Annotated in this window: 22 protein-coding genes; 9 read left to right on the top strand and 13 right to left on the bottom strand. The window is 43.5% G+C overall.

The window, feature by feature from the left end; all coding sequences use genetic code 11:
* Nucleotides 1-40 precede the first annotated feature (40 nt).
* Nucleotides 41-1,612, bottom strand: a complete 1,572-nt coding sequence (locus SST62_RS0102000) for an ABC transporter substrate-binding protein (RefSeq protein ID WP_029186110.1) — start codon at nucleotides 1,610-1,612, stop codon at nucleotides 41-43.
* Between the two features lie 292 nt (nucleotides 1,613-1,904).
* Here SST62_RS0102000 and metE point away from each other — a divergent pair, with 292 nt between their 5' ends.
* Both metE and metF read left to right on the top strand, forming a co-directional pair.
* The gene (metE, locus tag SST62_RS0101995; protein WP_029186109.1) at nucleotides 1,905-4,154 is read left to right on the top strand and encodes a 5-methyltetrahydropteroyltriglutamate--homocysteine S-methyltransferase; all 2,250 of its coding nucleotides are present in this window, start codon (nucleotides 1,905-1,907) and stop codon (nucleotides 4,152-4,154) included.
* Between the two features lie 3 nt (nucleotides 4,155-4,157).
* Nucleotides 4,158-5,018, top strand: coding sequence for a methylenetetrahydrofolate reductase [NAD(P)H] (gene metF, locus SST62_RS0101990; RefSeq protein WP_029186108.1), 861 nt, complete (start codon nucleotides 4,158-4,160; stop codon nucleotides 5,016-5,018).
* 348 nt (nucleotides 5,019-5,366) lie between these two features.
* Here the strand turns inward: metF and SST62_RS0101980 are convergent, their stop codons facing one another.
* Nucleotides 5,367-6,827 (bottom strand): NCS2 family permease, encoded by a 1,461-nt coding sequence (locus SST62_RS0101980; RefSeq protein ID WP_029186107.1) that lies wholly within the window; start codon nucleotides 6,825-6,827, stop codon nucleotides 5,367-5,369.
* A 344-nt stretch (nucleotides 6,828-7,171) separates the two neighbouring features.
* Here SST62_RS0101980 and SST62_RS0101975 point away from each other — a divergent pair, with 344 nt between their 5' ends.
* The 7 genes from SST62_RS0101975 (at nucleotide 7,172) to SST62_RS0101945 (ending at nucleotide 13,231) form a co-directional block, all read left to right on the top strand.
* The gene (locus SST62_RS0101975) at nucleotides 7,172-7,984 is read left to right on the top strand and encodes a Cof-type HAD-IIB family hydrolase (protein WP_029186106.1); all 813 of its coding nucleotides are present in this window, start codon (nucleotides 7,172-7,174) and stop codon (nucleotides 7,982-7,984) included.
* A 221-nt stretch (nucleotides 7,985-8,205) separates the two neighbouring features.
* Nucleotides 8,206-9,195, top strand: coding sequence for a PTS sugar transporter subunit IIB (locus tag SST62_RS0101970; RefSeq protein ID WP_029186105.1), 990 nt, complete (start codon nucleotides 8,206-8,208; stop codon nucleotides 9,193-9,195).
* 49 nt (nucleotides 9,196-9,244) lie between these two features.
* Nucleotides 9,245-10,051, top strand: a complete 807-nt coding sequence (locus tag SST62_RS0101965; protein ID WP_024418948.1) for a PTS mannose/fructose/sorbose transporter subunit IIC — start codon at nucleotides 9,245-9,247, stop codon at nucleotides 10,049-10,051.
* Nucleotides 10,052-10,072: 21 nt separating this feature from the next.
* Entirely contained in the window at nucleotides 10,073-10,984 is a 912-nt protein-coding gene (locus SST62_RS0101960; RefSeq protein ID WP_029186104.1) for a PTS system mannose/fructose/sorbose family transporter subunit IID, read from the top strand.
* Nucleotides 10,985-11,047: 63 nt separating this feature from the next.
* Complete coding sequence (locus tag SST62_RS0101955; RefSeq protein WP_029186103.1) at nucleotides 11,048-11,422, top strand: DUF956 family protein; 375 nt, start codon at nucleotides 11,048-11,050, stop codon at nucleotides 11,420-11,422.
* Nucleotides 11,423-11,729: 307 nt separating this feature from the next.
* Nucleotides 11,730-13,004: a serine--tRNA ligase gene (gene serS / locus SST62_RS0101950; protein ID WP_029186102.1), complete on the top strand. Its 1,275-nt coding sequence runs from the start codon at nucleotides 11,730-11,732 to the stop codon at nucleotides 13,002-13,004.
* Between the two features lie 11 nt (nucleotides 13,005-13,015).
* Nucleotides 13,016-13,231 (top strand): PspC domain-containing protein, encoded by a 216-nt coding sequence (locus SST62_RS0101945; RefSeq protein WP_024381939.1) that lies wholly within the window; start codon nucleotides 13,016-13,018, stop codon nucleotides 13,229-13,231.
* A gap of 46 nt (nucleotides 13,232-13,277) precedes the next feature.
* On the opposite strand, the gene SST62_RS1000000112000 is transcribed toward SST62_RS0101945, so the two are convergent.
* From SST62_RS1000000112000 to fabG, 11 genes are all read right to left on the bottom strand, one after another.
* Nucleotides 13,278-13,943 carry a CPBP family intramembrane glutamic endopeptidase gene (locus tag SST62_RS1000000112000; protein WP_029186101.1) on the bottom strand — a complete coding sequence of 222 codons (666 nt, stop codon included), beginning with the start codon at nucleotides 13,941-13,943 and terminating at the stop codon, nucleotides 13,278-13,280.
* 45 nt (nucleotides 13,944-13,988) lie between these two features.
* Nucleotides 13,989-14,651: a CPBP family intramembrane glutamic endopeptidase gene (locus SST62_RS1000000111995; RefSeq protein ID WP_029186100.1), complete on the bottom strand. Its 663-nt coding sequence runs from the start codon at nucleotides 14,649-14,651 to the stop codon at nucleotides 13,989-13,991.
* A gap of 165 nt (nucleotides 14,652-14,816) precedes the next feature.
* Nucleotides 14,817-15,449, bottom strand: coding sequence for a hypothetical protein (locus SST62_RS0101930; protein WP_029186099.1), 633 nt, complete (start codon nucleotides 15,447-15,449; stop codon nucleotides 14,817-14,819).
* Nucleotides 15,442-15,915 carry a GNAT family N-acetyltransferase gene (locus SST62_RS0101925; RefSeq protein WP_029186098.1) on the bottom strand — a complete coding sequence of 158 codons (474 nt, stop codon included), beginning with the start codon at nucleotides 15,913-15,915 and terminating at the stop codon, nucleotides 15,442-15,444. Before SST62_RS0101925 ends, SST62_RS0101930 begins: the two co-directional genes overlap by 8 nt.
* A 64-nt stretch (nucleotides 15,916-15,979) precedes the next feature.
* The gene (locus SST62_RS0101920; protein WP_029186097.1) at nucleotides 15,980-16,753 is read right to left on the bottom strand and encodes an acetyl-CoA carboxylase carboxyl transferase subunit alpha; all 774 of its coding nucleotides are present in this window, start codon (nucleotides 16,751-16,753) and stop codon (nucleotides 15,980-15,982) included.
* On the bottom strand, nucleotides 16,750-17,616 hold the full coding sequence (gene accD / locus SST62_RS0101915; protein WP_029186096.1) for an acetyl-CoA carboxylase, carboxyltransferase subunit beta: 867 nt from the start codon (nucleotides 17,614-17,616) through the stop codon (nucleotides 16,750-16,752). The genes SST62_RS0101920 and accD overlap by 4 nt, the downstream gene beginning before the upstream one ends.
* 346 nt (nucleotides 17,617-17,962) lie before the next feature.
* Nucleotides 17,963-19,330, bottom strand: coding sequence for an acetyl-CoA carboxylase biotin carboxylase subunit (locus SST62_RS0101910; RefSeq protein WP_029186095.1), 1,368 nt, complete (start codon nucleotides 19,328-19,330; stop codon nucleotides 17,963-17,965).
* 218 nt (nucleotides 19,331-19,548) lie between these two features.
* Nucleotides 19,549-19,971 carry a 3-hydroxyacyl-ACP dehydratase FabZ gene (fabZ, locus tag SST62_RS0101905; protein ID WP_029186094.1) on the bottom strand — a complete coding sequence of 141 codons (423 nt, stop codon included), beginning with the start codon at nucleotides 19,969-19,971 and terminating at the stop codon, nucleotides 19,549-19,551.
* On the bottom strand, nucleotides 19,968-20,444 hold the full coding sequence (gene accB / locus SST62_RS0101900) for an acetyl-CoA carboxylase biotin carboxyl carrier protein (RefSeq protein ID WP_029186093.1): 477 nt from the start codon (nucleotides 20,442-20,444) through the stop codon (nucleotides 19,968-19,970). The genes fabZ and accB overlap by 4 nt, the downstream gene beginning before the upstream one ends.
* Nucleotides 20,445-21,680 carry a beta-ketoacyl-ACP synthase II gene (gene fabF, locus SST62_RS0101895; RefSeq protein ID WP_029186092.1) on the bottom strand — a complete coding sequence of 412 codons (1,236 nt, stop codon included), beginning with the start codon at nucleotides 21,678-21,680 and terminating at the stop codon, nucleotides 20,445-20,447.
* Between the two features lie 347 nt (nucleotides 21,681-22,027).
* A complete protein-coding gene (gene fabG, locus SST62_RS0101890) occupies nucleotides 22,028-22,762 on the bottom strand; it encodes a 3-oxoacyl-[acyl-carrier-protein] reductase (RefSeq protein WP_029186091.1) in 735 nt (244 codons plus the stop codon).
* Nucleotides 22,763-22,770: the final 8 nt, after the last annotated feature.

The following is a 22,770-nucleotide window of genomic DNA, read 5'->3' as shown; positions in this document are numbered from 1 at the left end:
TCCTTCTCCTCTTTGCTGGTCATACCAGCAGACACGACGTTTATTCAATTGTTAATTTAGATGGATCTTCAAATGTGTAGATTGGAATCAAGCCAGCTTCTTCAACATTTTTCACACGGTTGTTGACAGCCAGTACTTTCTTATTATCTACAATTGGGTAGATGGCAGCTTGATCAGCCAAGGTCGCTTGCAAATCATCATAGATTTGTTCACGTTTTGTTTGATCCAATTCAACAGCACCTTGGTCAAAGAGACTGTCTACCTCGCTTGACGCTAATTTGAAGTAGTTTGAAGCACCGCCAGTTTTGAACAGACGAGCATACTGATCAGGGTCATTTCCCATGATATAGCCACCCAAGAAGAGGTCATATGCTGTAGAGCCTTCTTTTTTCAACTCTGTAAAGAGTGCTGTAGAATCCCCACCTGCCAATTCAACTGTCACACCAATCGCTGACAATTGTTGTTGAATCAAGGTTGCCTGCAAGGTTTGGGCTGCATCTGAAGATGTGTAACCAAGATTCACAGTCAGGTTGCTGACACCTGCTTCTGCTAAGAGTTGTTTAGCTTTTTCGACATTCTGCTCATATTTCTCAACATCTTCCGTCACATATGGATTGGCAACAGGTAAGAATGAATATGGAGTTTCATAGTATTTCTTATCCAAGTAAGCTGCTTGGTTGAACTCTTCTTTGTTCAAGGCATAAAGCAAGGCTTGACGAACTTTTACATCCTTCAATTCTTCCGTTGAGGTATTGAGACCAAGGTAACCAACACGGTTCTCACTATAAGCATAGGTTGTAATGGTATCCGTGCTCAAATCTTGAATATCAGAAGGGAGCACAAAGGCAGCATCTACCTCACCAGTTTGGAGTGCTACTTTTGTGGTGTCTGCACTTTCAATGATACGAAGAACAAGGTTGTCAATTTCTGCCTTCCCTTTGTAGTAATATTCATTGGCAGCCAGCTTGATATATTCACCATGCTTGTATTCTACAAATTTGTAAGGTCCTGTTCCAATAGGTGTTGCTGTCAACTGACTAGCAGAAAAATCTGCTTCATCCTTGAACACGTGCTGAGGAATGATATAGGTTTCCGTCACAATATTGTCCAAGGCTGGTGCTGATACAGCCGGAAGAACAAACTTCACAGTGTAATCATCTACTTTCTCAACTTTTACTGGCTGACCGTTGATGTATAGACCATCAGATCCACCATTTTCTTCTTTGATTTTTTGCTCATATGTAAAGAGAACATCGTCAGCAGTAAATTTTTCTCCATCAGACCATTTAACATCCTGACGCAGTTTTACAGTAATGCTCAGACCGTCTTCGGCAATTTCATAAGAATCTGCCAATTCATTGACATAGGTACCATCAGCCTCTACTCGAATGAGCGGTGAATAGATAAAGTTTGTCAAGGTCAATCCCCAACGATCGCTTGTATTGATAGGATTGGTTGAACTTGGATCACCATTGATTGCATAGGTAAATGTTTCCGTGTCTGCTGATGCATTAGAGCTTGATGCTGTGCTTGATGAGCCACCACTTGCGCAAGCTGCCAAGGTTAATACTGCTACCGTAGAAAGTAAGCCTGTTAGCCACTTCTTTTTCATAGAACTTCCTCCAATTTCAAAAAGTAGTACTAGTCTATCAAGGATTTGCAACTTTGCCCAATATATAAAATTTATGAAGCCATTAAGAAAAACTATAGCCAGTCAAATGAAGCTGATTAGCTAGGATATAAAAAGAATTTTTGAAGGCTATATATGGAAGTGATTTTTAAAAAAGAAATTCCGAAAATCTGATATAGTTAAAAACTATAACATACTCTAATTTTTTACAATTATACAAGTATTTGGATTTCTGTTAGGATAAGAGCATAGAAATATTTTTGGAGGAAAAACCATGACTACTACTATTATCGGCTTCCCACGTATCGGAGAACACCGTGAACTAAAATTTATCACTGAAAAATACTTTAGAAATGAAATTCCACAAGAAGAGCTTTTAGCGGCAGCTAAAGACTTGCGTGCTAAGCACTGGGATATTGTTAAAGAAGCAGGTATTACTGAAATCCCAAGCAACGACTTCTCCCACTATGACAATGTTTTGGATGCAGCAGTACTATTCAACATCGTACCAAAAGCTGTTCAGGACTTAGACTTGACAGACCTTGAAAAATACTTCGCTTTGGCACGTGGCTATCAAGGAGACAAGGGTGATGTTCGTGCTAGACCAATGAAAAAATGGTTCAACACCAACTACCACTATATCGTTCCAGCTATTGAAAAAGACACAGAAATCAAACTAGCTGGTCACAAGATTTTCGACGAATTCCAAGAAGCAAAGGATCTGGGAATTACTACTCGTCCAGTCCTTATTGGTCCATTCACTCTCTTACAATTAACTGATTTTGAAGAAGGTGTGAAAGCTGAAGATGTGGCTAACAGCTTGGTTGCTGCCTACGGACAAGTCTTTGCAAAATTGGCAAAACTTGGCGCTGAAAAAATCCAGTTAGACGAGCCTAGCTTGGTCAAGGATTTGACTGCTGAAGAAAAAGCCCTTTTCCTAAACATCTACCAAACTCTCTTGGCTGATAAGAAAGGCTTGCAAGTCCTTATCCAAACCTACTTTGGCGATGTGCGTGATATTTACACTGAATTGACAAACCTACCTGTTGATGCCATCGGTCTTGACTTTGTAGAAGGTAAGGAAACAGCTGCACTTGTTGCGACAGGTTTCCCAGCTGACAAGACCCTCTACGCTGGTATCGTCAACGGTAAAAATATCTGGCGCAACAACTATGAAAAGAGCCTGGCTGTCTTGGAAGCTATCCCAGCTGAACATGTCGTTCTAACAACTTCTTGTTCCCTTCTTCATGTACCATTTACAACTGCTAATGAAGTATTTGAGCCGGCTATCCTCAACCACTTCGCCTTTGCGGTTGAAAAATTGAGCGAGTTGCGCGATTTGGATGCTATTCGTAATGGTCAAGGCGAAGCTGCTCTCACAGCTAACAAGGAACTCTTTGCTCTTGAGCGTGTTGGTCGTGATGCAGCCCTTGCAGACCGCTTGGCAGGTTTGACTGATGCAGACTACACTCGTCTCCCAGTCTTTGCGGAACGTGAAGCTATCCAACGTGAGAAATTGAACTTACCACTACTTCCAACCACTACGATCGGTTCTTTCCCTCAAACCAAGGATGTCCGTAGCACACGTTTGGCTTTCCGCCGTGGAGAAATCACCGAAGCCGAGTACGATGCTTTTGTAGAAGCTCGTACGGATGATTGGATCAAGTGGCAGGAAGAAGTTGACTTCGATGTACTGGTACACGGTGAATTTGAACGCAACGACATGGTAGAATACTTCGGTGAGAACCTATCTGGCTACCTCTTCAGCAAAAACGGTTGGGTCCAATCTTATGGTCTTCGTGGAGTAAAACCACCAATCATCTGGGGTGATGTAACACGCTTGAACCCAATTACTGTCAAATGGTCTAGCTATGCTCAAAGCCGTACAAACAAACCAGTCAAAGGAATGTTGACAGGACCTGTAACCATTCTCAACTGGTCCTTCCCACGTGAAGACATTTCTGTCAAGGAATCAACTCTTCAAATTGCTCTCGCTATCAAGGAAGAAGTTCTCGACCTTGAAGCAGCGGGTATCAAGATTATTCAAATTGACGAAGCAGCTTTACGTGAAAAATTACCACTTCGTCGTAGCGACTGGTACAGCGAGTACCTTGACTGGGCAATTCCTGCCTTCCGTTTGGTACACTCAACTGTTGCACCAGATACACAAATCCACACACATATGTGTTATAGCGAATTCACAGACATCATTCCTGCCATCGACAATATGGATGCGGACGTTATCTCCTTTGAAGCTAGCCGTTCAAATCTTGTTATCCTAGACGAACTCAAGGCTAAGAACTTCCAAACTCAGGTAGGTCCTGGTGTCTATGACATCCACTCTCCACGTGTCCCTGCCGTTGATGAAATTGCACACACTATTCAAGCCATCCTTGCTAAAGTACCGAAAGAAAAAGTCTGGATTAACCCAGACTGCGGACTCAAGACTCGTGGCGAATCAGAAACAAAAGCTAGTCTTATCCACTTGACTCAAGCAGCTAAGGCAGCCAGAAAGGAACTCTAATTTATGATCGGTCAAACCCCAAGTCTCTCATTTGAAATTTTTCCTCCAAAACCAGAAGTAGGCAATGAAAAGATACTCTTAACACTTGATGAGATGCAGGGTTTGGCCCCTCATTTTATCAGTGTGACTTGTAGCAATAACAATTTGAACGTAGAAGAGACAACCGTTAAATTGGCTGACCATGTACACAACGAGTTACATATCCCAACCATTGCCCATTTACCAGCTGCTTACTTGACAAAAGAAAAGGTCCGATCCGTTCTTCATTCTCTCGATGAAATTGGTGTGCATCAGATTTTAGCACTTCGTGGCGATATTATTGAAGGTCTTCCCCCTAAAGAGGACTTCCAGTATGCAACTGACTTGATTTCCTTTATCAAGGAAGAAGCTCCACATTTTGACATTATTGGAGCCTGTTATCCTGAAGTTCATCCTGAGTCACCAAACTCTGTATCTGACATCAAGAATCTGAAAAAGAAAGTGGATGCTGGTTGCTCAAGCTTGGTAACTCAACTCTTCTTCGATAACGAAGCCTTCTATGACTTTCAAGAGAAATGTCACTTAGCAGACATCGAAGTGCCGATTATTGCAGGCATTATGCCTATCATCAACAGGAATCAGGCACTTCGACTCTTGAAAACCTGTGAAAACATCCGTCTCCCTCGTAAATTCAAGGCCATCTTGGAAAAATACGAGCATAATCCTGAATCCCTACGTGCAGCTGGCCTAGCCTATGCTGTAGATCAAATTGTTGACTTAGTGACCAATGATGTGGCTGGTATCCATCTCTACACTATGAACAACGCTGAAACAGCACGCACCATCCATCAGGCAACTCATTCGCTATTCAAACATTATAGTTAGAAAACTCCCCCTGAGCCCAAGCTCAGGGGGTATTCTATGCCCTGTGACTCCCAAAGACTACATGATAAATTTTTCACCCCATCATGACATTAAACCAGCAGATGTCTAGGTATGTGACATCTTGCTTACAATAACGAACAGCCATTTAAAATACAGTCACAAGGAGTAAAAATGGCACTAAGAGAAGACAGAGAAACGACGAAATGGAAAAATAAACTCCGTCCGTTTGCAATTTACAACATTCAAGACAGTATTTTATTAACTGAAGCACATTGATTCCCATATATTTTAATCGTAAATAAAAAAACTGACCTTCAAATGAAGATCAGTTCAAGGATAATAAACAGATTACAAGATGGCTAGAATGATGAAGTTCAGAATAAATAGAGCTGTAGCACCCCAAAGGATTGGATGAATTTCTTTAGCCTTACCTGTCGAAACTTTTACCAAGCAATAGAAGATAAACGCTGCTGCAATACCGTATGAGATTGAGAAGCAAAGTGCCATGAAGAAGGCTGCAAAGAAGGCTGGCAGAGCATCTTCAAACTGGCTCCAATCAACGTCAAGGAAGGACGAAACCATCATGACACCGACGATAATCAAGGCTGGTGCAGTCGCCGCTGCTGGAACAATGCCTACGAAAGGCAAAATCAGAATAGATAAGAGGAAGAGGACCGCAGTTGTCACAGCTGTCAAACCTGTACGACCACCTGCTGAGATACCCGCTGCTGACTCCACATAGGTTGTCGTGTTAGAAGTACCGAAGAGAGCACCGATTGAAGTACCAATCGCATCTGCAAAGAGAGCCTTGTCCATTTTAGAGTTGAAACCAGTTCCATTTTCAAGAGCCAACTCGTCTTCTGCTGAGAAGATGCCTGTCTTACGACCTGTACCGATAAAGGTACCAAGCGTATCAAAAGTATCTGACAAACTGAATGCAAAGATAGTCATTAAAACAAGTGGAAGACGGCTTGAATCCGCAAAGAGAGATGACAAACCACCAAAAGCAGCCAAGAAAGTTGTACCCAACTCTGAAAAGGCAGATCCGATATTGTTATTTGCAAAATCAATGGTAGAAAGGTCTACAACACCTGCTGGAATTCCAGCTACAGTCGTTGCAATAATACCAATCAAAATTGCACCACGCACGTTCTTAATAACCAAAACAGCTGTCAAGAGGAGACCGAACACTGTCAAGAGAACACTTGGTTCAGTAAAAGTTGAAATAGACGGGACAACACCTCCACCTGCAAAAACAGAGAAAACACCATTTGAGAATGTTTCGACTGTTGCATCTGCCGGAGCAACACCATTTACAGTAATAATATCTGAACCAGATGTCAAGAAGGTGATTAAATTAGAGTTTTTAAAACCAAGATAGGCAACGAAAACCCCGATACCTCCACCGATGGCATGTTGCAAGCTAATCGGAATCGCCTTAATAATGCTCTTACGAACCTTTGTAACGGTAATAAAAACGTTAAACAAACCGCAGAGGAAAACCATTGCCAAAGCTTCTTGCCAAGTAAAACCAAGACCGATAACCACTGTATAGGTAAAGAAGGCATTCAACCCCATACCTGGTGCCAAGGCGTAAGGTACGTTAGCAAATAATCCCATAACAAGCGTTGATACAGCACTCGCAATAATTGTCGCTAAAAAGACTGCCTGAGTCGGCATACCTGCCACACTCAATACGCTCGGGTTAACGAACAAAATATAGGACATGGCAAAGAAAGTCGTAAGACCTGCCATAATTTCTGTTGAAACCGTCGTTCCGTGTTCTTTCAATTTAAAAAATTGATCCATTTTTCATTTCTCCTTTAATTTACGAACGATAAAAACATTATAATCAAAAAACATTATAATTTCAAGTTTTTTAATCTTGAAAACGTTATTTTGTTTATTTTCATCCTTTAACATTCGTAAATAACGAACATTAAAAACCTTGCGGACAATCTATAAAAAATTTATTGCTTCTTTGCTTTTATTATCTCCTTTTGTTATACTGGAAATTATTAGTTCAAGATATGGTTACCTACAAGTACTATTCTTTGACGCATAAAACAATTTCTCAGCAGTCTAGCTACTACCTAAACACTATTCACTATTAAAAACTAGTATAACGAATCTAGAAAGGAATGCCATTAAATATGAAGAAAAAAATCATTGCTATCGATTTGGACGGCACATTGCTCAATAATGATAGCCAATTATCTGATTATACCATCTCAACTATAAAGAAGGGCCGCCAAGCAGGACACACCGTTCTTATCGCCACAGGCCGCCCCTATCGAATGGCTGAAAAATATTACCACCAACTAGAACTGGATACTCCCATGATTAATTTCAACGGTTCTTTAGTTCACATTCCTGGAAAGAAATGGCAATGGGAACAAAATATTTTAATCGACAAAAAATACCTACTCGAATTTCTAAAAGAAGAAGAAACATTCGAGGCAGATTTTATTGCCGGTGAATACAAGAATAAATTCTACATCACTCAAAAGAACTTAGACAAGATTGATCCAGCTCTGATGGGGGTTGAACAGATTACTCCAGATACACTCATCAGACCTGAGTTAATCACTAGCGATCCTCATTCCATCCTTATGCAAACTCGTGCAACTGATAAGTATGAACTTGCAAAAGAAATGAATGCCTATTTCAAAGATGAATTAGAAATCAATACGTGGGGTGGACCATTAAATATCCTCGAAACTTGTGCAAAAGGTGTCAATAAGGCAACCGCTCTTAGCTATGTCTTAGAACTCTTCCAGGCCAGCCCTAGCGATTTAGTTGCTTTTGGTGATGAGCACAATGACGTCGAAATGCTAGAACTCGCAGGTACCAGTTATGCCATGAAAAATTGTAGCGATACCCTACGACCTCACGCAGACCGCTTGACTGAATTTACAAACCTTGAAGACGGTGTTGCAAAAGAATTGGAAAAATTATTCCTCTAGAAAAAGGCTGCTTATGCAGTTTTTTTCAGTTATTTTACATATCTATCACCAGCTTTCTGAAATTTTTATATGAAATTTTCGGAAATTTTTTCTTTTTTTAACACAAATCTGCTTGACAAATGATATGAAAACGTTTTATAATATACAAGTTCAAGAAAATGTAAGCCTATTCATTAGTTTTACATTTCAAAGGAACTAGAAAAAATTTAGGGGGAACAATAATGAGTATTGGAATCATTATTGCAAGTCATGGTGAATTTGCTGCTGGCATTCATCAGTCTGGTCAAATGATTTTTGGCGAACAAGAAAAAGTACAAGTTGTTACTTTCATGCCAAGCGAAGGTCCAGATGATTTATATGCTAAGCTCAATGCAGCCGTCGACTCATTCGATGCTGATGATGAAGTGTTGGTATTGGCGGACCTGTGGAGTGGTTCACCATTTAACCAAGCAAGTCGCGTTGCTGGCGAACGTCCAGACCGCAAATTTGCCATCATCACTGGACTGAACTTGCCAATGCTAATTCAAGCCTACACAGAGCGTCTAATGGATGCAGCTGCAGGTGTTGAAAAAGTGGCAGCAAACATTATTAAGGAAGCCAAAGATGGTATCAAGGTTCTTCCAGAAGAACTTCAACCAGCCGAGGCAGCTCCAGCCGCAAGTGCTGAACAAGCACCTAAGGGAGCTATCCCACCAGGAACAGTTATCGGTGATGGCAAGTTGAAAATCAACTTGGCTCGTATCGATACTCGTCTCTTGCATGGTCAGGTCGCTACTGCTTGGACTCCTGCTTCTAAAGCAGATCGTATCATCGTTGCTTCAGATACAGTTGCTCAAGACGAGCTTCGTAAGCAACTGATCAAACAAGCGGCTCCAGGAAACGTTAAAGCAAACGTTGTTCCTATCAAGAAACTGATTGAGGTTTCTAAAGATCCTCGCTTCGGTAACACACACGCTTTGATTCTCTTTGAAACACCTCAAGAAGCTCTTGAAGCTATCGAAGGTGGTGTAGAAATCAAGGAATTGAACGTTGGTTCTATGGCTCACTCAACAGGCAAAACAATGGTGAACACTGTTCTTTCTATGGATAAGGACGATGTAGCTACCTTTGAACGCTTGCGTGAACTCGGTGTCAAATTCGATGTTCGTAAAGTTCCAAATGATTCACCAAAAGATTTGTTTGAATTGATTAACAAGGCAGATGTTAAATAAAAACTAATTAACACTGTGTGATTATCAGAAATATGAAAGGATTATAAATATGTCAGATATTTCAATTATTTCTGCAATTTTGGTCGTTGTTGTGGCCTTTCTTGCAGGTATGGAAGGTGTCCTTGACCAATTCCAATTCCATCAACCAATCGTTGCTTGTACCCTCATCGGTCTTGTTACCGGTAACCTTACAGCTGGTGTTATGCTTGGAGGAACTCTCCAACTCGTTGCCCTTGGCTGGTCAAACATCGGTGCTGCCATTGCACCAGATGCTGCCCTTGCTTCTGTTGCCGCTGCTATCATCTTGATCAAGGGTGGTGACTTCTCTGCAACTGCGATCTCAGTTGCTCAAGGTCTTGCTATTCCTCTTGCTGTTGCAGGTCTTTTCCTTACAATGCTTGTTCGTACAGCATCTGTTGCCCTTGTACACGGTGCTGACGCTGCTGCTGAACGTGGTGACTTCGGTGCACTTGAGCGCTACCACTTGATTGCTCTTTCACTTCAAGGACTTCGTATTGCTGTTCCTGCTGCCCTTCTTCTTGCTATCCCAACTGAAGCTGTTCAAGCTGCTCTTGAATCTATGCCAGCTTGGTTGTCAGGTGGTATGAACGTCGGTGGTGGTATGGTTGTTGCCGTAGGTTTCGCTATGGTTATCAACATGATGGCTACTCGCGAAGTATGGCCATTCTTCGCTATCGGTTTCGCACTTGCTGCAGTTAGCCAATTGACACTTATCGCACTTGGTGCTATCGGTGTATCTCTTGCCTTCATCTACCTCAACCTTTCTAAAAAAGGTGGTAACGGTGGCGGAGCTGGTTCTAACGACCCAATCGGCGACATCCTAGAAGACTACTAAGAAGAAAGGAAGAACACAATCATGACAGAAAAAATTCAACTTTCAGTAAAAGATCGTAAAGCGATTTGCTGGCGTTCAACCTTCCTTCAAGCATCATGGAACTTTGAGCGTATGCAAAACTTGGGTTGGGCTTACACAATGGTTCCAGCCATCAAAAAACTCTACACTAAAAAAGAAGATCAAATTGCGGCTCTTAAGCGCCACATGGAGTTCTTTAACACACACCCATACGTTGCTGCACCTATCGTCGGTGTAACACTTGCCCTTGAAGAAGAACGCGCAAACGGTGCTGACATCGATGACGCTGCTATCCAAGGTGTGAAAATCGGTATGATGGGACCTCTTGCTGGTATCGGTGACCCAGTATTCTGGTTTACAGTACGTCCTATCCTTGGTGCCCTTGGTGCTTCACTTGCTGTATCAGGTAACATCCTTGGTCCAATCCTCTTCTTCGGTCTATGGAACGCTATCCGTATGAGCTTCCTCTGGTACACTCAAGAGTTTGGTTACAAATCAGGTAAAGAAATCACTAAAGATATGTCAGGTGGTATCCTCCAAGACATTACTAAAGGTGCTTCTATCCTTGGTATGTTCATCCTTGCCGTACTTGCTCAACGTTGGGTATCTATCGGCTTCAACTTCACAGTTTCTGAAGTTCCACTTTCAGAAGGTGCTTACATCGAGTGGGATAAATTGCCAGAAGGTTCTGAAGGTATTCAAAAAGCCTTTGAATTGGTTGGTCAAGGTTTGTCACAAACACCAACTAAGGTTACTACTTTCCAACAAAACTTGGATGGTTTGATCCCAGGCTTCATGCACTTGCTTCTTACATTCCTATGTATGTGGTTGTTGAAGAAAAAAGTTTCTCCAATCACCATCATCGTTGGCTTGTTCGCGTTCGGTATCGCAGCTCGCCTTCTTGGAATTATGTAATCCATTCACAAACCCCGCTCATGCGGGGTTTTATGGTATAATAAAACAAGAAATGAGGTAACTATGGCACAATCATTAAATAAAAATGTCGAACTATCCACAACAGGTGTTTCCTATCTCAGCATAGCTGGTAGTACTGTCGGCAAGTTTCTTCTGGGTGATCAAGCTTTGGAATTTTATGCAGATAACAACGTGGAAAATTATGTGCAAATTCCTTGGACATCGATTGAACAAATCGGTGCCAATGTGAGCAATAAAAAGGTCAGCCGACACTTCGAAGTCTTTACAGACAGTGGTAAATTTCTCTTTGCTTCTAAGGACTCAGGTAAGATCTTAAAAATTGCCCGTGAGCATATTGGCAATGAGAAAGTGGTCAAACTACCTACCTTGGTTCAAACTATTGGACAAAAAATTTCAAATCTATTTGCCAAAAAATAGAAAATCAAGTATAATAGTAGAAACGGATAAGTAGCTTCTAGCTCCTTTCAGAAAGTCTGCGGTCGTTGCGAGCAGATAGGAAAAAGTTGTGAAATTCTACCGTTGTTAACAAATAAAATAGTCAAAGTGCACACATGTGAAGCTGGATGGAACCGCGGTGAAAGTCGCTCCAGCAGTTTCCCTGTGTGCGTTTTTTTATTAAAATAGAAAGGAAGGTTTGGTTTTACTGCAAGAAAGTTGTGGTAGAATTGAACTCGCCCAATCCGAAGCAGTCCCCAGACTGTTTCAAGGGTCCGGTATCTTATATATGTTAGATATGAAACGCATTCGTTCAGATTTTGACGGAGTGGCTGCTAAACTTGCTACTCGTGGTGTGGCTGCCGAAACCTTGGCAGACATCAAGGACTTGGATGCAAAGCGCCGTGAAATCTTGGTTACTGTAGAAGAATTAAAAGCAGAGCGCAACACCGTTTCTGCGGAAATTGCCCAAGCAAAACGCAACAAGGAAAATGCGGATGACAAAATCGCTGCCATGCAAAAATTGTCTGCAGACGTGAAAAACTTGGATGCCCAGCTCTTGGAAATCGATGAAGAGTTGAACGCCATCCTTGCAGTTCTTCCAAATACGCCGCACGATTCTGTCCCTGTTGGTGCAGATGAAGAAGAGAACGTGGAGGTTCGCCGTTGGGGAACACCTCGTGAATTCACTTTCGAGCCAAAAGCTCACTGGGATTTGGGTGAGGACCTCGATATTCTGGACTGGGAACGCGGGGCAAAAGTAACTGGTGCCCGCTTCCTCTTCTACAAGAACTTAGGTGCTCGTTTGGAGCGTGCCCTCTACAACTTCATGTTGGACGAGCATATCGCAGAAGGCTATCAGGAAATCATCACACCTTACATGGTCAACCACGACTCTATGTTCGGTACTGGTCAATATCCTAAGTTCAAGGAAGATACTTTTGAGTTGGCAGATACCAACTTCGTCCTCATCCCAACTGCGGAAGTACCATTGACCAACTACTACCGCAACGAGATTTTAGAAGAAAAAGACCTGCCAATCTACTTCACAGCCATGAGCCCATCTTTCCGTTCTGAAGCTGGTTCTGCTGGTCGTGACACCCGTGGTCTGATCCGCCTTCACCAATTCCACAAGGTTGAAATGGTCAAATTTGCCACACCAGAACAGTCCTATGATGAATTGGAAAAAATGACGGCAAACGCAGAAAATATCCTTCAAAAATTGGGCTTGCCTTACCGCGTTTTGGCCCTCTGTACAGGCGATATGGGCTTCTCAGCTGCTAAGACCTATGACTTGGAAGTCTGGATTCCTGCCCAAAATGCCTACCGTGAAATTTCTAGCTGTTCTAACACAGAAGATTTTCAAGCCCGTCGCGCTCAAATCCGCTACCGCGATGCTGCTGACGGCAAGGTTAAATTGCTCCATACCCTCAACGGTTCTGGTCTAGCAGTTGGTCGTACCGTAGCTGCCATTCTTGAAAACTACCAAAACGAAGACGGCTCTGTCACCATTCCAGAAGTTCTCCGTCCATACATGGGTGGGGTAGACGTGATTAAGCCTTAGAGGTAAGGAATATGAAAAAGAAATGGTATAAGGACAAAAGTCGTGGTGAACTGGCTGGCGTTATCGCAGGTCTTTATGACTACTTTGACCTATATGAAAACTACGGTTGGAAATTAGAGAATGTTCGATTGGTGGTCATCATCTTGGCCATTGTGACTAACCTCCCCTTTCTAACTGCCTACATCATTCTGGCTATACTTTTACCAGACAAGTCTGAACTCAACTAAAGCATACGAAAAGACGACTCCACTCGGAATCGTCTTTTCGTTTCACTTATTGAAAATAGTAGAAAGCCACTACTGACCAGGCATTATTGATAAAATGCACTGCCATGGGGTAGATGAGGTAATCTGTCTTGTAGTAGAGGTAAGCCATTAAAAATCCTGGGCTGGCATAAATGATCCAAGAACCCAAATCTGTCGGTCCATGTAAGAAGGCAAAAATCAAACCAGATACTACAATTCCTAATATCTTGTGCTTCTCAAATAACTTTTTGAATAGATAGCCTCTGACAACAATCTCCTCGGTAATGGCTGCCTGACAGGCTATTCTTACAAAGGCTAACCAAAAGGGTATCGTTTGTAACAACTTTTCAATGCCAATCTGATTAGCGGTATCTTCAATCCCTTGAAGGTCCATGATAAACTGCCCGAGATACTTGAATAACTGGGCCACACTATAGGTTAAGAGAACAATACCCATACCCTTCCAAGTTAAGATTTTTCTATCCCAAATGGCTAGCCCTTTCCTTTCTGCCAACCAACACATAAAGACCATAATAGCAATAGAAAATAGGCCTGCAGTCCATTGAGCGACTTGCGAGGTTGATTGTTCCAATATGGAAATTGGAATATGATCGAGAAGTAACAATAGAAAGGCCAGCAGTAAAATCCAGATTTTCCGACAAATCCATTCCAATTTTTGACTGAATTGCTCCATACTTTTCTCTTTTTCCTCCGTTCTTCTTTCTATCCTGTTCAGTAACTATAAATAATAGAACGCCAGCACCGCCCAAGCATTATTGATAAAATGAACAGCGATAGGATAAATCAGATAATCCGTTTTATAGTAGAGGTAAGCCAGCAAGAAACCTGGACTGGCATAAATGATCCAAGATCCCAAATCTGTTGGTCCATGCAGGAAAGCAAAAATCAAACCAGATACTACAATTCCTAGAATCTTATGCTTTTCAAAAAACTTTTTGAACAGATAGCCTCTGACAATGATCTCCTCGGTAATGGCTGCCTGACAGGCTATTCTTACAAAGGCTAACCAAAATGGAATGTTTTCTAATAACTTTGTCAATTCAAGATCATTACTGGTTTCTTCAATCCCCTGAAGTTCCATAATGTAATAGCCAAGGTGTTTAAATAGCTGAGCCACTGTGAAAGTTAAGACAACAAAACCAAGACCTTTCCAAGTTAAAAAACTTCTATCCCAGATAGTAATGCCATTCTTTTCAGCCCTCCAATACATAAAGACCATAACTCCAATGGAGGATAAAGCTATTCCCAAATGAGCTACTGGTGATGTAGACACTTCTAAAATAGCATCTGGAAGAACAGCTAGCACCATGAAACCAAATACTCTCAGCAAAATCCAAAATTTTTGACCAAGCCATTTCATCCCTTGACTTACATTCTCCACACCAATCTCCTTTACTGCTACACAACATACAAATATTCAAACAATTATATCAATTAAATGTTTCGTGTCGTTTATATAGTACAATTTTACAATAATACAAACTATTTGTCAATATAACAAAAAAACAAACATCCTGACAATGCTTGTTTACTGTCAACCCACTGATCATTCAGTGGGTTTTGTCATCTTCAGATAAGGTTCTAGTAGGGAAAATCCTCCAACCAAGCGGTCTAGCAGTTCCTCTTCGGATTCAACCGTTTCAAATGGTACGTCATATTTGACCAGTACTTTTCGAACCCGTCCCGTTTCAACAGCTTCTAGTAAAATCTGCCTATTCTCCTCCGTTCCATCCAAGCGATAAAATACCTGTCCCTCCTGTACCCAGTAATAAAGCGGTGCCTGAATCGGACAGTTCAGCACACGGTTTTGCTGAAGCAGAGAAGTCTCTACCTTCTTTCGCTCAATGAAGCTAACTTCTACTGAAATCCCCGCTTCAACTCCCTTACCATACAGACGAATGGCGAAAGCTGGGGCCGATGGACTAGCAGAGGGAAGGCGGTAATAGGTCCAAAAATGCGGTCTGCAAATCTGGGCTTGGTTCATCCATTGACTGACTCTCTCGGGCACCAAGGGACCGACTTGCTCAGCTAAGGCTAAACTTAATGTCTGAAACTCCTTACGTGCTGCCTGTGCTAAGCTTCTTAAGGCTGTCATGTCGCTTGCCGAAGCTCCTGCCTTTTCAGGCTTGCAATAATGAACTCCTTGATAATCCAAGTATCTACGACACTGTTCAAGCATCTGAATCTCCTATCCACTTCTCCATATAGACCATATCCATGCCTTCTTGTTCAGGCTCGGTTTTGATAGCCTTGTAGCCGAGTTTTTCGTAGAAAGCAACTAACTTTGACTCCTGTAAAACCGTACAGAGCACCCAGCGTCTAACCGTTGGATAAAGTTGTTCTAACTCTAACATGGCCTTGTGACCATAGTCTTTTCCTCTGTGGTCTGGGTCAATACCAATCAAGCCTAGCCAGCCCTGGTCTGCATCTTCAGCGACCGTTGTTCGTACCAGTCCGACTGTCCGACCTTCCTCGACAATCTTGTAGTAGGTACAATTTGGTCGTGCAAAGCGTGATTGGAAGTAGTCCATAGTTTCAATGGCAGGGTTGTATTGGTCCTGATAGGTTTCATACAAGGCTGCAAATGCTCGGTGTTGAATGGGCAATAATTCTTCTGCGTTTGATAGATCTGCTTTTACTAACATGGGAAACCTCCTGATAACTATTTTATCCATTGTATCAAATCTAGCAAAAAAATACTAGGTCTTCCTAGTATTTTCTAAAGCGTTGATAGCGGTTTTCGAGTAGTTGATCAAGTGGCAAGGCTTGTAGTTGAGCCAACTGGCTGACCAGATTGTCCTTGATGTCAGTCAAGACTTCCTTGGTCGCTCTGCCATTTTCCAAAACCACCCGATCGACCACTTGGAGTTTCTCCAACTCATAAGAAGTGATTTTCATGAGTTCTGCCGCTTCCATGGCCCGACTGCCGTCTTTCCAGAGGATTGAGGCGAAACCTTCAGGGCTGAGGACGGCATACATGGAGTTTTCCAGCATCCAGACCTGGTCTGCGACTGCTAGGGCAAGGGCTCCACCAGAACCTCCCTCACCGATGATAATGGCGATAATGGGCACCTTGAGGTCGCTCATCTCCATGAGGTTGCGGGCAATGGCCTCGCCCTGTCCACGCTCCTCGGCACCTACACCCGGATAGGCTCCAGCGGTATTGATAAAGGTGACAACGGGACGACCAAACTTCTCCGCCTGCTTCATGAGACGAAGGGCTTTGCGGTAGCCTTCTGGGTGGGGCTGACCGAAGTTGCGTTTGAGGTTGTCCTGAAGGTTCTTCCCTTTTTGGATACCGATAACTGTCACCGGCTGATCGGCTAGAAAGCCGATGCCACCCACTACAGCACCGTCATCGCGGAAATTCCGATCGCCGTGCAGTTCGATAAAGTCATCAAAGAGCTGTGTGGCATAGTCCAAGGTCGTCAGGCGAGCCTGGTCACGTGCCAAACGGATCATACGTGCTACATCACTGGTCATCTGACACCTCCATGCATTCTCAACAAGCGACTAATGGTCGCTGGCAAGTCCTGGCGTTTGACAATGGCATCGACAAAGCCGTGTTCTTGTAAAAATTCAGCCTTCTGGAAATCGTCTGGCAGATTTTCCCGAACAGTTGACTCAATAACCCTACGGCCTGCAAAGCCAACTAAAGTCTGTGGCTCAGCCAGGATAATATCGCCTTCCATGGCAAAACTAGCCGTCACACCTCCTGTTGTCGGGTCAGTCAAGACCGTCAGGTAGAAGAGGCCAGCATTGGAATGGCGTTTCACAGCTGCCGAAATCTTAGCCATTTGCATCAGGCTCATAATGCCTTCTTGCATCCGAGCACCGCCAGATGCGGTAAAGAGGACAACTGGCAGTTTCTCTTCAATAGCCAGTTCAAAGAGGCGGGTAATTTTCTCACCGACCACCGTTCCCATTGAAGCCATGATAAAGTGCGAATCCATGATTCCAAGGGCAACTGGTTGTCCGCCGATGGTCGCCTTTCCTGTCAAAACAGCCTCGTCCAAACCTGTCTTTTGACGGGTGGCTGCCAGTTTTTCCAAATAATTAGGGAAGTCCAAGGGATTTTTGGTTTCAATCCCTGTAAACAATTCCTCAAACGAGCCTTTATCGACTGTCAAAGCCAAGCGTTCCTGGGCCGTAATCCGAAAATTATAGGAACAGTGTTGACAGGTTTTCTCTGGTCCCAAGTCCTTCTTGTAGAGGATTTCCTTACAAGCTGGACATTTGGAAAAGAGTTCATCTGGCACCTCTGGCTTTGCTTGAGGTGCTGACTCTATCCGCGAACGATTGGGATTGATGCGGATATATTTGTCCTTTTTGCGAAACAAAGCCATACTTCTCTCCTATTTTATTTTTTTATCGTCATTTAGTTTTTCTTTTATTACTTCAACGTATGAGGAAACTTCGTTTCCTTATTTCCAACTTCAAACACTCCACTGGAGTGTTTGAACTCGCCTTGCCTGATTTTTTAAAAGTGACTTGCTTTGCAAGTATTATCTCCAACCTTGCACAGTCCATTGACTGTGCAAGCAATCTGGGGGATTGTTTCAAGTCAATGCCTAGAAACAAGAAAGCATAGAGTTATGCCTGCTGCTGTTGATGCGAACTTTGTTCGCTCTATTTCCAACCTCCAACTATCCACCAGATAGTTGGAGCGAGTACCAAAAGCAAACTAAAAGACTATAATTCTGCTTGATAGTGCGGTAAAAATTCTTCCATAAGGTAGGCGGTGTCGTAATCACCAGCCACCACTCGCTTGTCGGAAATCAAGTCCAACTGGAAGTCAGTATTGGTCACCACTCCGTCAATTTCCAATTCGTAGAGGGCTCGCTGCATCTTCATCAGGGCTTCAAAACGATTTTCCCCATGCACGATGACCTTGGCAATCATAGAATCATAGTAAGGCGGAATGGTGTAGCCTGGATAAACTGCCGAGTCCACACGCAGACCAACGCCACCGCTTGGCAGGTAGAGATTGGAAATCTTACCTGGACTTGGGGCGAAGTTGAAGGCTGGATTTTCAGCATTGATGCGGCATTCAATGGCATGGCCTGTAATCTTCACATCTTCTTGGCCGACGCTGAGTTCCTGACCAGCGGCAATCTTGATTTGCTCCTTGACAATATCCACACCAGTAACAAATTCGGTAACTGGATGTTCCACCTGCACCCGTGTGTTCATTTCCATGAAGTAAAATTCGCCCTTGGCTTCGTCCAAAAGGAACTCAATGGTTCCTGCATTTTCATAGCCAACTGACTGGGCAGCCCGTACCGCTGCCTGACCGATACGATCCCGCATGGTCTGGCCGATAGCAATCGACGGTGCTTCTTCCAAGACCTTCTGGTTGTTGCGTTGAAGGGAACAATCCCGTTCTCCCAGATGGATGACATGACCGTGCTGGTCTGCCAAAATCTGTACTTCGATGTGGCGGGCTGGATAGACGACACGCTCCATATACATGGCTCCGTTGCCAAAGGCTGCCTTGGCTTCGCTGGAAGCTGATTCGAAGGCAGGCACTAGGTCTTCGGCTTTTTCCACCTTACGAATTCCCTTACCACCACCACCTGCCGATGCCTTGAGCATGACAGGGTAGCCAATCTTTTCAGCGATTTCAAGAGCTTCTTGGCTGGTCAAGACCTCGCCGTCTGATCCTGGAATAACAGGCACTTGAGCCTTAATCATCTCCGCCCGAGCATTGATTTTATCGCCCATGGTATCCATGACCGTCCCAGAAGGACCGATAAACTTGATGCCGACCTCTTCACAGAGGGTGGCAAATTTGGAGTTTTCACTCAAAAATCCAAAGCCTGGGTGAATGCCCTGGGCACCCGTCACAACAGCCGCCGAGATGACCGCCTGCATATTGAGATAGGAGTCTGTCGAACGAGCAGGTCCGATACAGACAGCCTCATCTGCCAACATGGTGTGGAGAGCTTCCTTGTCAGCCTCTGAATAGACAGCCACCGTCGCAATCCCCAATTCCCTGGCCGCACGAATAATCCGCACCGCAATCTCACCACGATTGGCAATCAAAATCTTCTCAAACATGATGAATCCTATCTCCTTTTTAATATAGAATAATTGTTATAACAATCTCAAGGCGAGAATATTAAATAACGGTTATCAATAACAGTTCTTCATTTTACTTTTAGTACTTGGGTTCGGCAAAACGAGTTCAAATAATGATGAAATTATTTGAAGTTGGAAATAAGGAAACGAAGTTTCCTCGTTCGTCGACGCAATAAAAGATAAAATGGAGAACTGATTTAGTTTCCAATAGCAAAAGTCAACACCCCCGACGCAGCCAGTTTCCCGTCCACTTCTGCCTTTGCATCAACGACCGCAATGGTTCCACGGCGTTTGACAAATTTAGCGGTCATAATCAACTGGTCACCAGGTATAACTTGCTTCTTAAATTTAACCTTATCCATACCAGCATAAAAAACCAGCTTGCCCTTGTTTTCTTCCTTAGACAACTCCAAGACACCTGCGGTTTGTGCCAAAGCCTCCATGATGAGAACACCTGGCATGACAGGATAGTCTGGAAAATGCCCGTTGAAGAAGGGCTCGTTAATGGTCACATTTTTGAGAGCCACAATCTCATCTTCCGATACTTCAAGGACACGATCGACCAAGAGCATCGGATAGCGATGAGGAAGAGCCTCTTTAATTTTCAAAATATCAATCATTTGATGCGTACCAATCCTTGTCCAAATTCTACAACGTCCTGGTTGGCCACCAAAATCTCTGTGACCACACCGTCACGGTCAGCAGGCACTTCGTTCATGACCTTCATGGCTTCGATAATCATGAGGGTCTGCCCTTTTTTGACCGTATCGCCAACTGCCACAAAGGCTGGCTTGTCAGGGGCTGGTGACAAATAAGCCACACCGACCAAGGGACTTTCCACTACCGCACCTTCTGCCACAGGGCTTGAGCTGGCTTCTGCTGGAGCTGGCTCGCTGATTTCAACTGCTGGGACAGGGGCTGGACTTGCAGGAGCTACTGGAGCAAGCGGAGCTTCTACGATTGTAGTCGGAGCCGCTGTCGCCTGCTGATTTTTACTGAAATGCAAGGTTTCCCCAGCATTGCTATATGAAAATTCTCGCAAACTTGACTGGTCAAACTGACTCATCAAATCCTTTATTTCTGTAATATTCACTTAAGCCTCCCAACGCTTGAAGGCAATCACCGAGTTGTGACCTCCAAAGCCAAATGTATTTGAAATGGCATGGCGGATTTCCATGTCACGACCTTGACCGTAGATGACATCCGCCTCAATGTAATCAGACAATTCCGTCGTACCAGCTGTCTTAGGTGCGTAAGAATGACGCATAGCTTCAATAACCGCCGCTGCTTCAACTGCACCTGCTGCTCCCAACAAGTGACCTGTGAAGGACTTGGTGGAAGAAACTGGCGTGTTCTTGCCGAAGACCGATACGATAGCTTGACTTTCTCCTTTTTCATTAGCCGGTGTCGAAGTGCCATGGGCATTGATGTAGTCAATGTCAGCTGGCTCTAAACCTGCTTCTGAAATAGCCAACTTCATGGCCTTAATAGCACCCAAACCTTCTGGATGTGGAGAAGTCATGTGGTGGGCATCGCAGGTATTTCCATAACCAACGATTTCAGCCAAGATAGTTGCCCCACGTGCTTCTGCGTGTTCCAAACTTTCCAAGACCAAGACAGCAGCCCCTTCTCCCATAACAAAACCATTGCGGTCCTTGTCAAATGGAATGGAAGCACGGCTTGGATCATCTGTTGTAGACATAGCCGTCAATGCTTGGAAGCCACCGATTGCAAATGGAGTAATGGCTGCTTCTGAGCCACCTGCCAACATGACATCTTGGAAACCAAACTTGATTTCACGGAAGGCTTCTCCTAAGGCATCATTTGACGAAGCACAGGCTGTGATGACACACTTGCAGACACCATTTGCACCGACCTGCATAGCAATATTTCCAGCAGCCATGTTTGGCAAGGCCTTTGGAAGAGCCATGGGACGAATACGTTTTGGTCCCTTTTCGTTCATACGAGCCACTTGCTCTTCAATTTCCAAAATACCACCGATACCTGTTGATAAGATAACGCCAAAACGGTCACTATCCACTGTCTCTGTATCCAGCTGTGCATTAGCAATCGCTTCTTTAGCTGCATAGAGTGCATAGAGTGAGTAATTATCGTAGCGATTTGTATCCTTTTTAACGAAATATTTGTCAAAAGGAAAATCTTTTAATTCCGCAGCATTATGGACCGAATATTCACTGGTATCAAACTTGGTAATCTTTCCGATCCCAATTTTCCCTGCTTTCAAACTATCCCAGAACTCCTCTGGCGTATTTCCGATTGGAGATGTCAGACCATAGCCTGTCACTACTACACGATTTAATTTTGTCATTTTCAAACCTCTCTTAAAATAACACACAAAACAACATTGAATTTACAGTGCGTTATTGCAGTCTTTCAGTTTGCTTTTAGTACTACGAACAAAGTTCATTTCAACAAGCTGCAGACAGCTTCAATAGTCCAGTGGACTATTGAAGATTGGAAATCGTACTTACGATAGTAAGTAACGCTCCGTTAGTACGGCAAAGCGAGTTCAAACAATCCAATAGATTGTTTAAAGCTGGAAATCTGGAAACGTAGTTTCAAACTACCACTCTTTAACTCAAAGGTGGTAGGCTGAAAACCTCCACTGGAGCTTTTCACTCATCGAAGTAATAAAAGATAAACTGGAAGACTGGATTACTGCATGGTCAAGCCGCCGTCAATTGCAATCACCTGACCTGTCAGGTACTCTTGCTTAGCAAGGAATACAGCAACATCAGCTACTTCTTCTGTCGCACCAAAGCGTTTCATAGGAATTTGCCCTAACATAGCATCTTTGATTTTATCGGACAGGACATCCGTCATATCTGACTGGATAAAACCTGGTGCGATTGCATTGACACGGACATTTCGACCTGCGACTTCACGGGCAATGGATTTTGTAAAACCAATGACACCTGCCTTAGAAGCAGCATAGTTAGCCTGACCAGCATTTCCTGTCAAACCGACCACACTAGAAAGGTTGATAATCGCCCCTTCACGTGCCTTGGTCATGGGCTTCAAGACAGCCTGGGTCATGTTAAAAGTTCCAGTTAGGTTAACACTCAAAACGCTCTCGAAATCCTCTTCCGTCATCCGAAGAGCCATACCGTCTTTGGTAATCCCTGCATTGTTGACCAAGATATCGACGCTACCGAGAGCCTCAACTGCTTCAGCCACCATCCGTTTGGCATCCGCCGAGCTAGAAATATCTCCTGAAATCGCCACTACTTTGACACCGTAGCTTGAAAAGCTGTCCAGCAAGTCCTGACCTAGCTGTCCACGACCGTTCAGCACCACATTGGCACCAAGACTGGCAAATTTATGGGCAATGGCCAAGCCAATTCCACGGCTCGAACCCGTTACAAACACATTCTTATTGGTAAGTTCCATGATTTCTC

This window comes from Streptococcus suis YS56, from assembly GCF_000440115.1.
GTDB lineage: Bacteria > Bacillota > Bacilli > Lactobacillales > Streptococcaceae > Streptococcus > Streptococcus suis_L.
The sequence above is the reverse complement of the archived record's forward strand: the minus strand, read 5'-3'. Positions and strand labels throughout refer to the sequence as shown.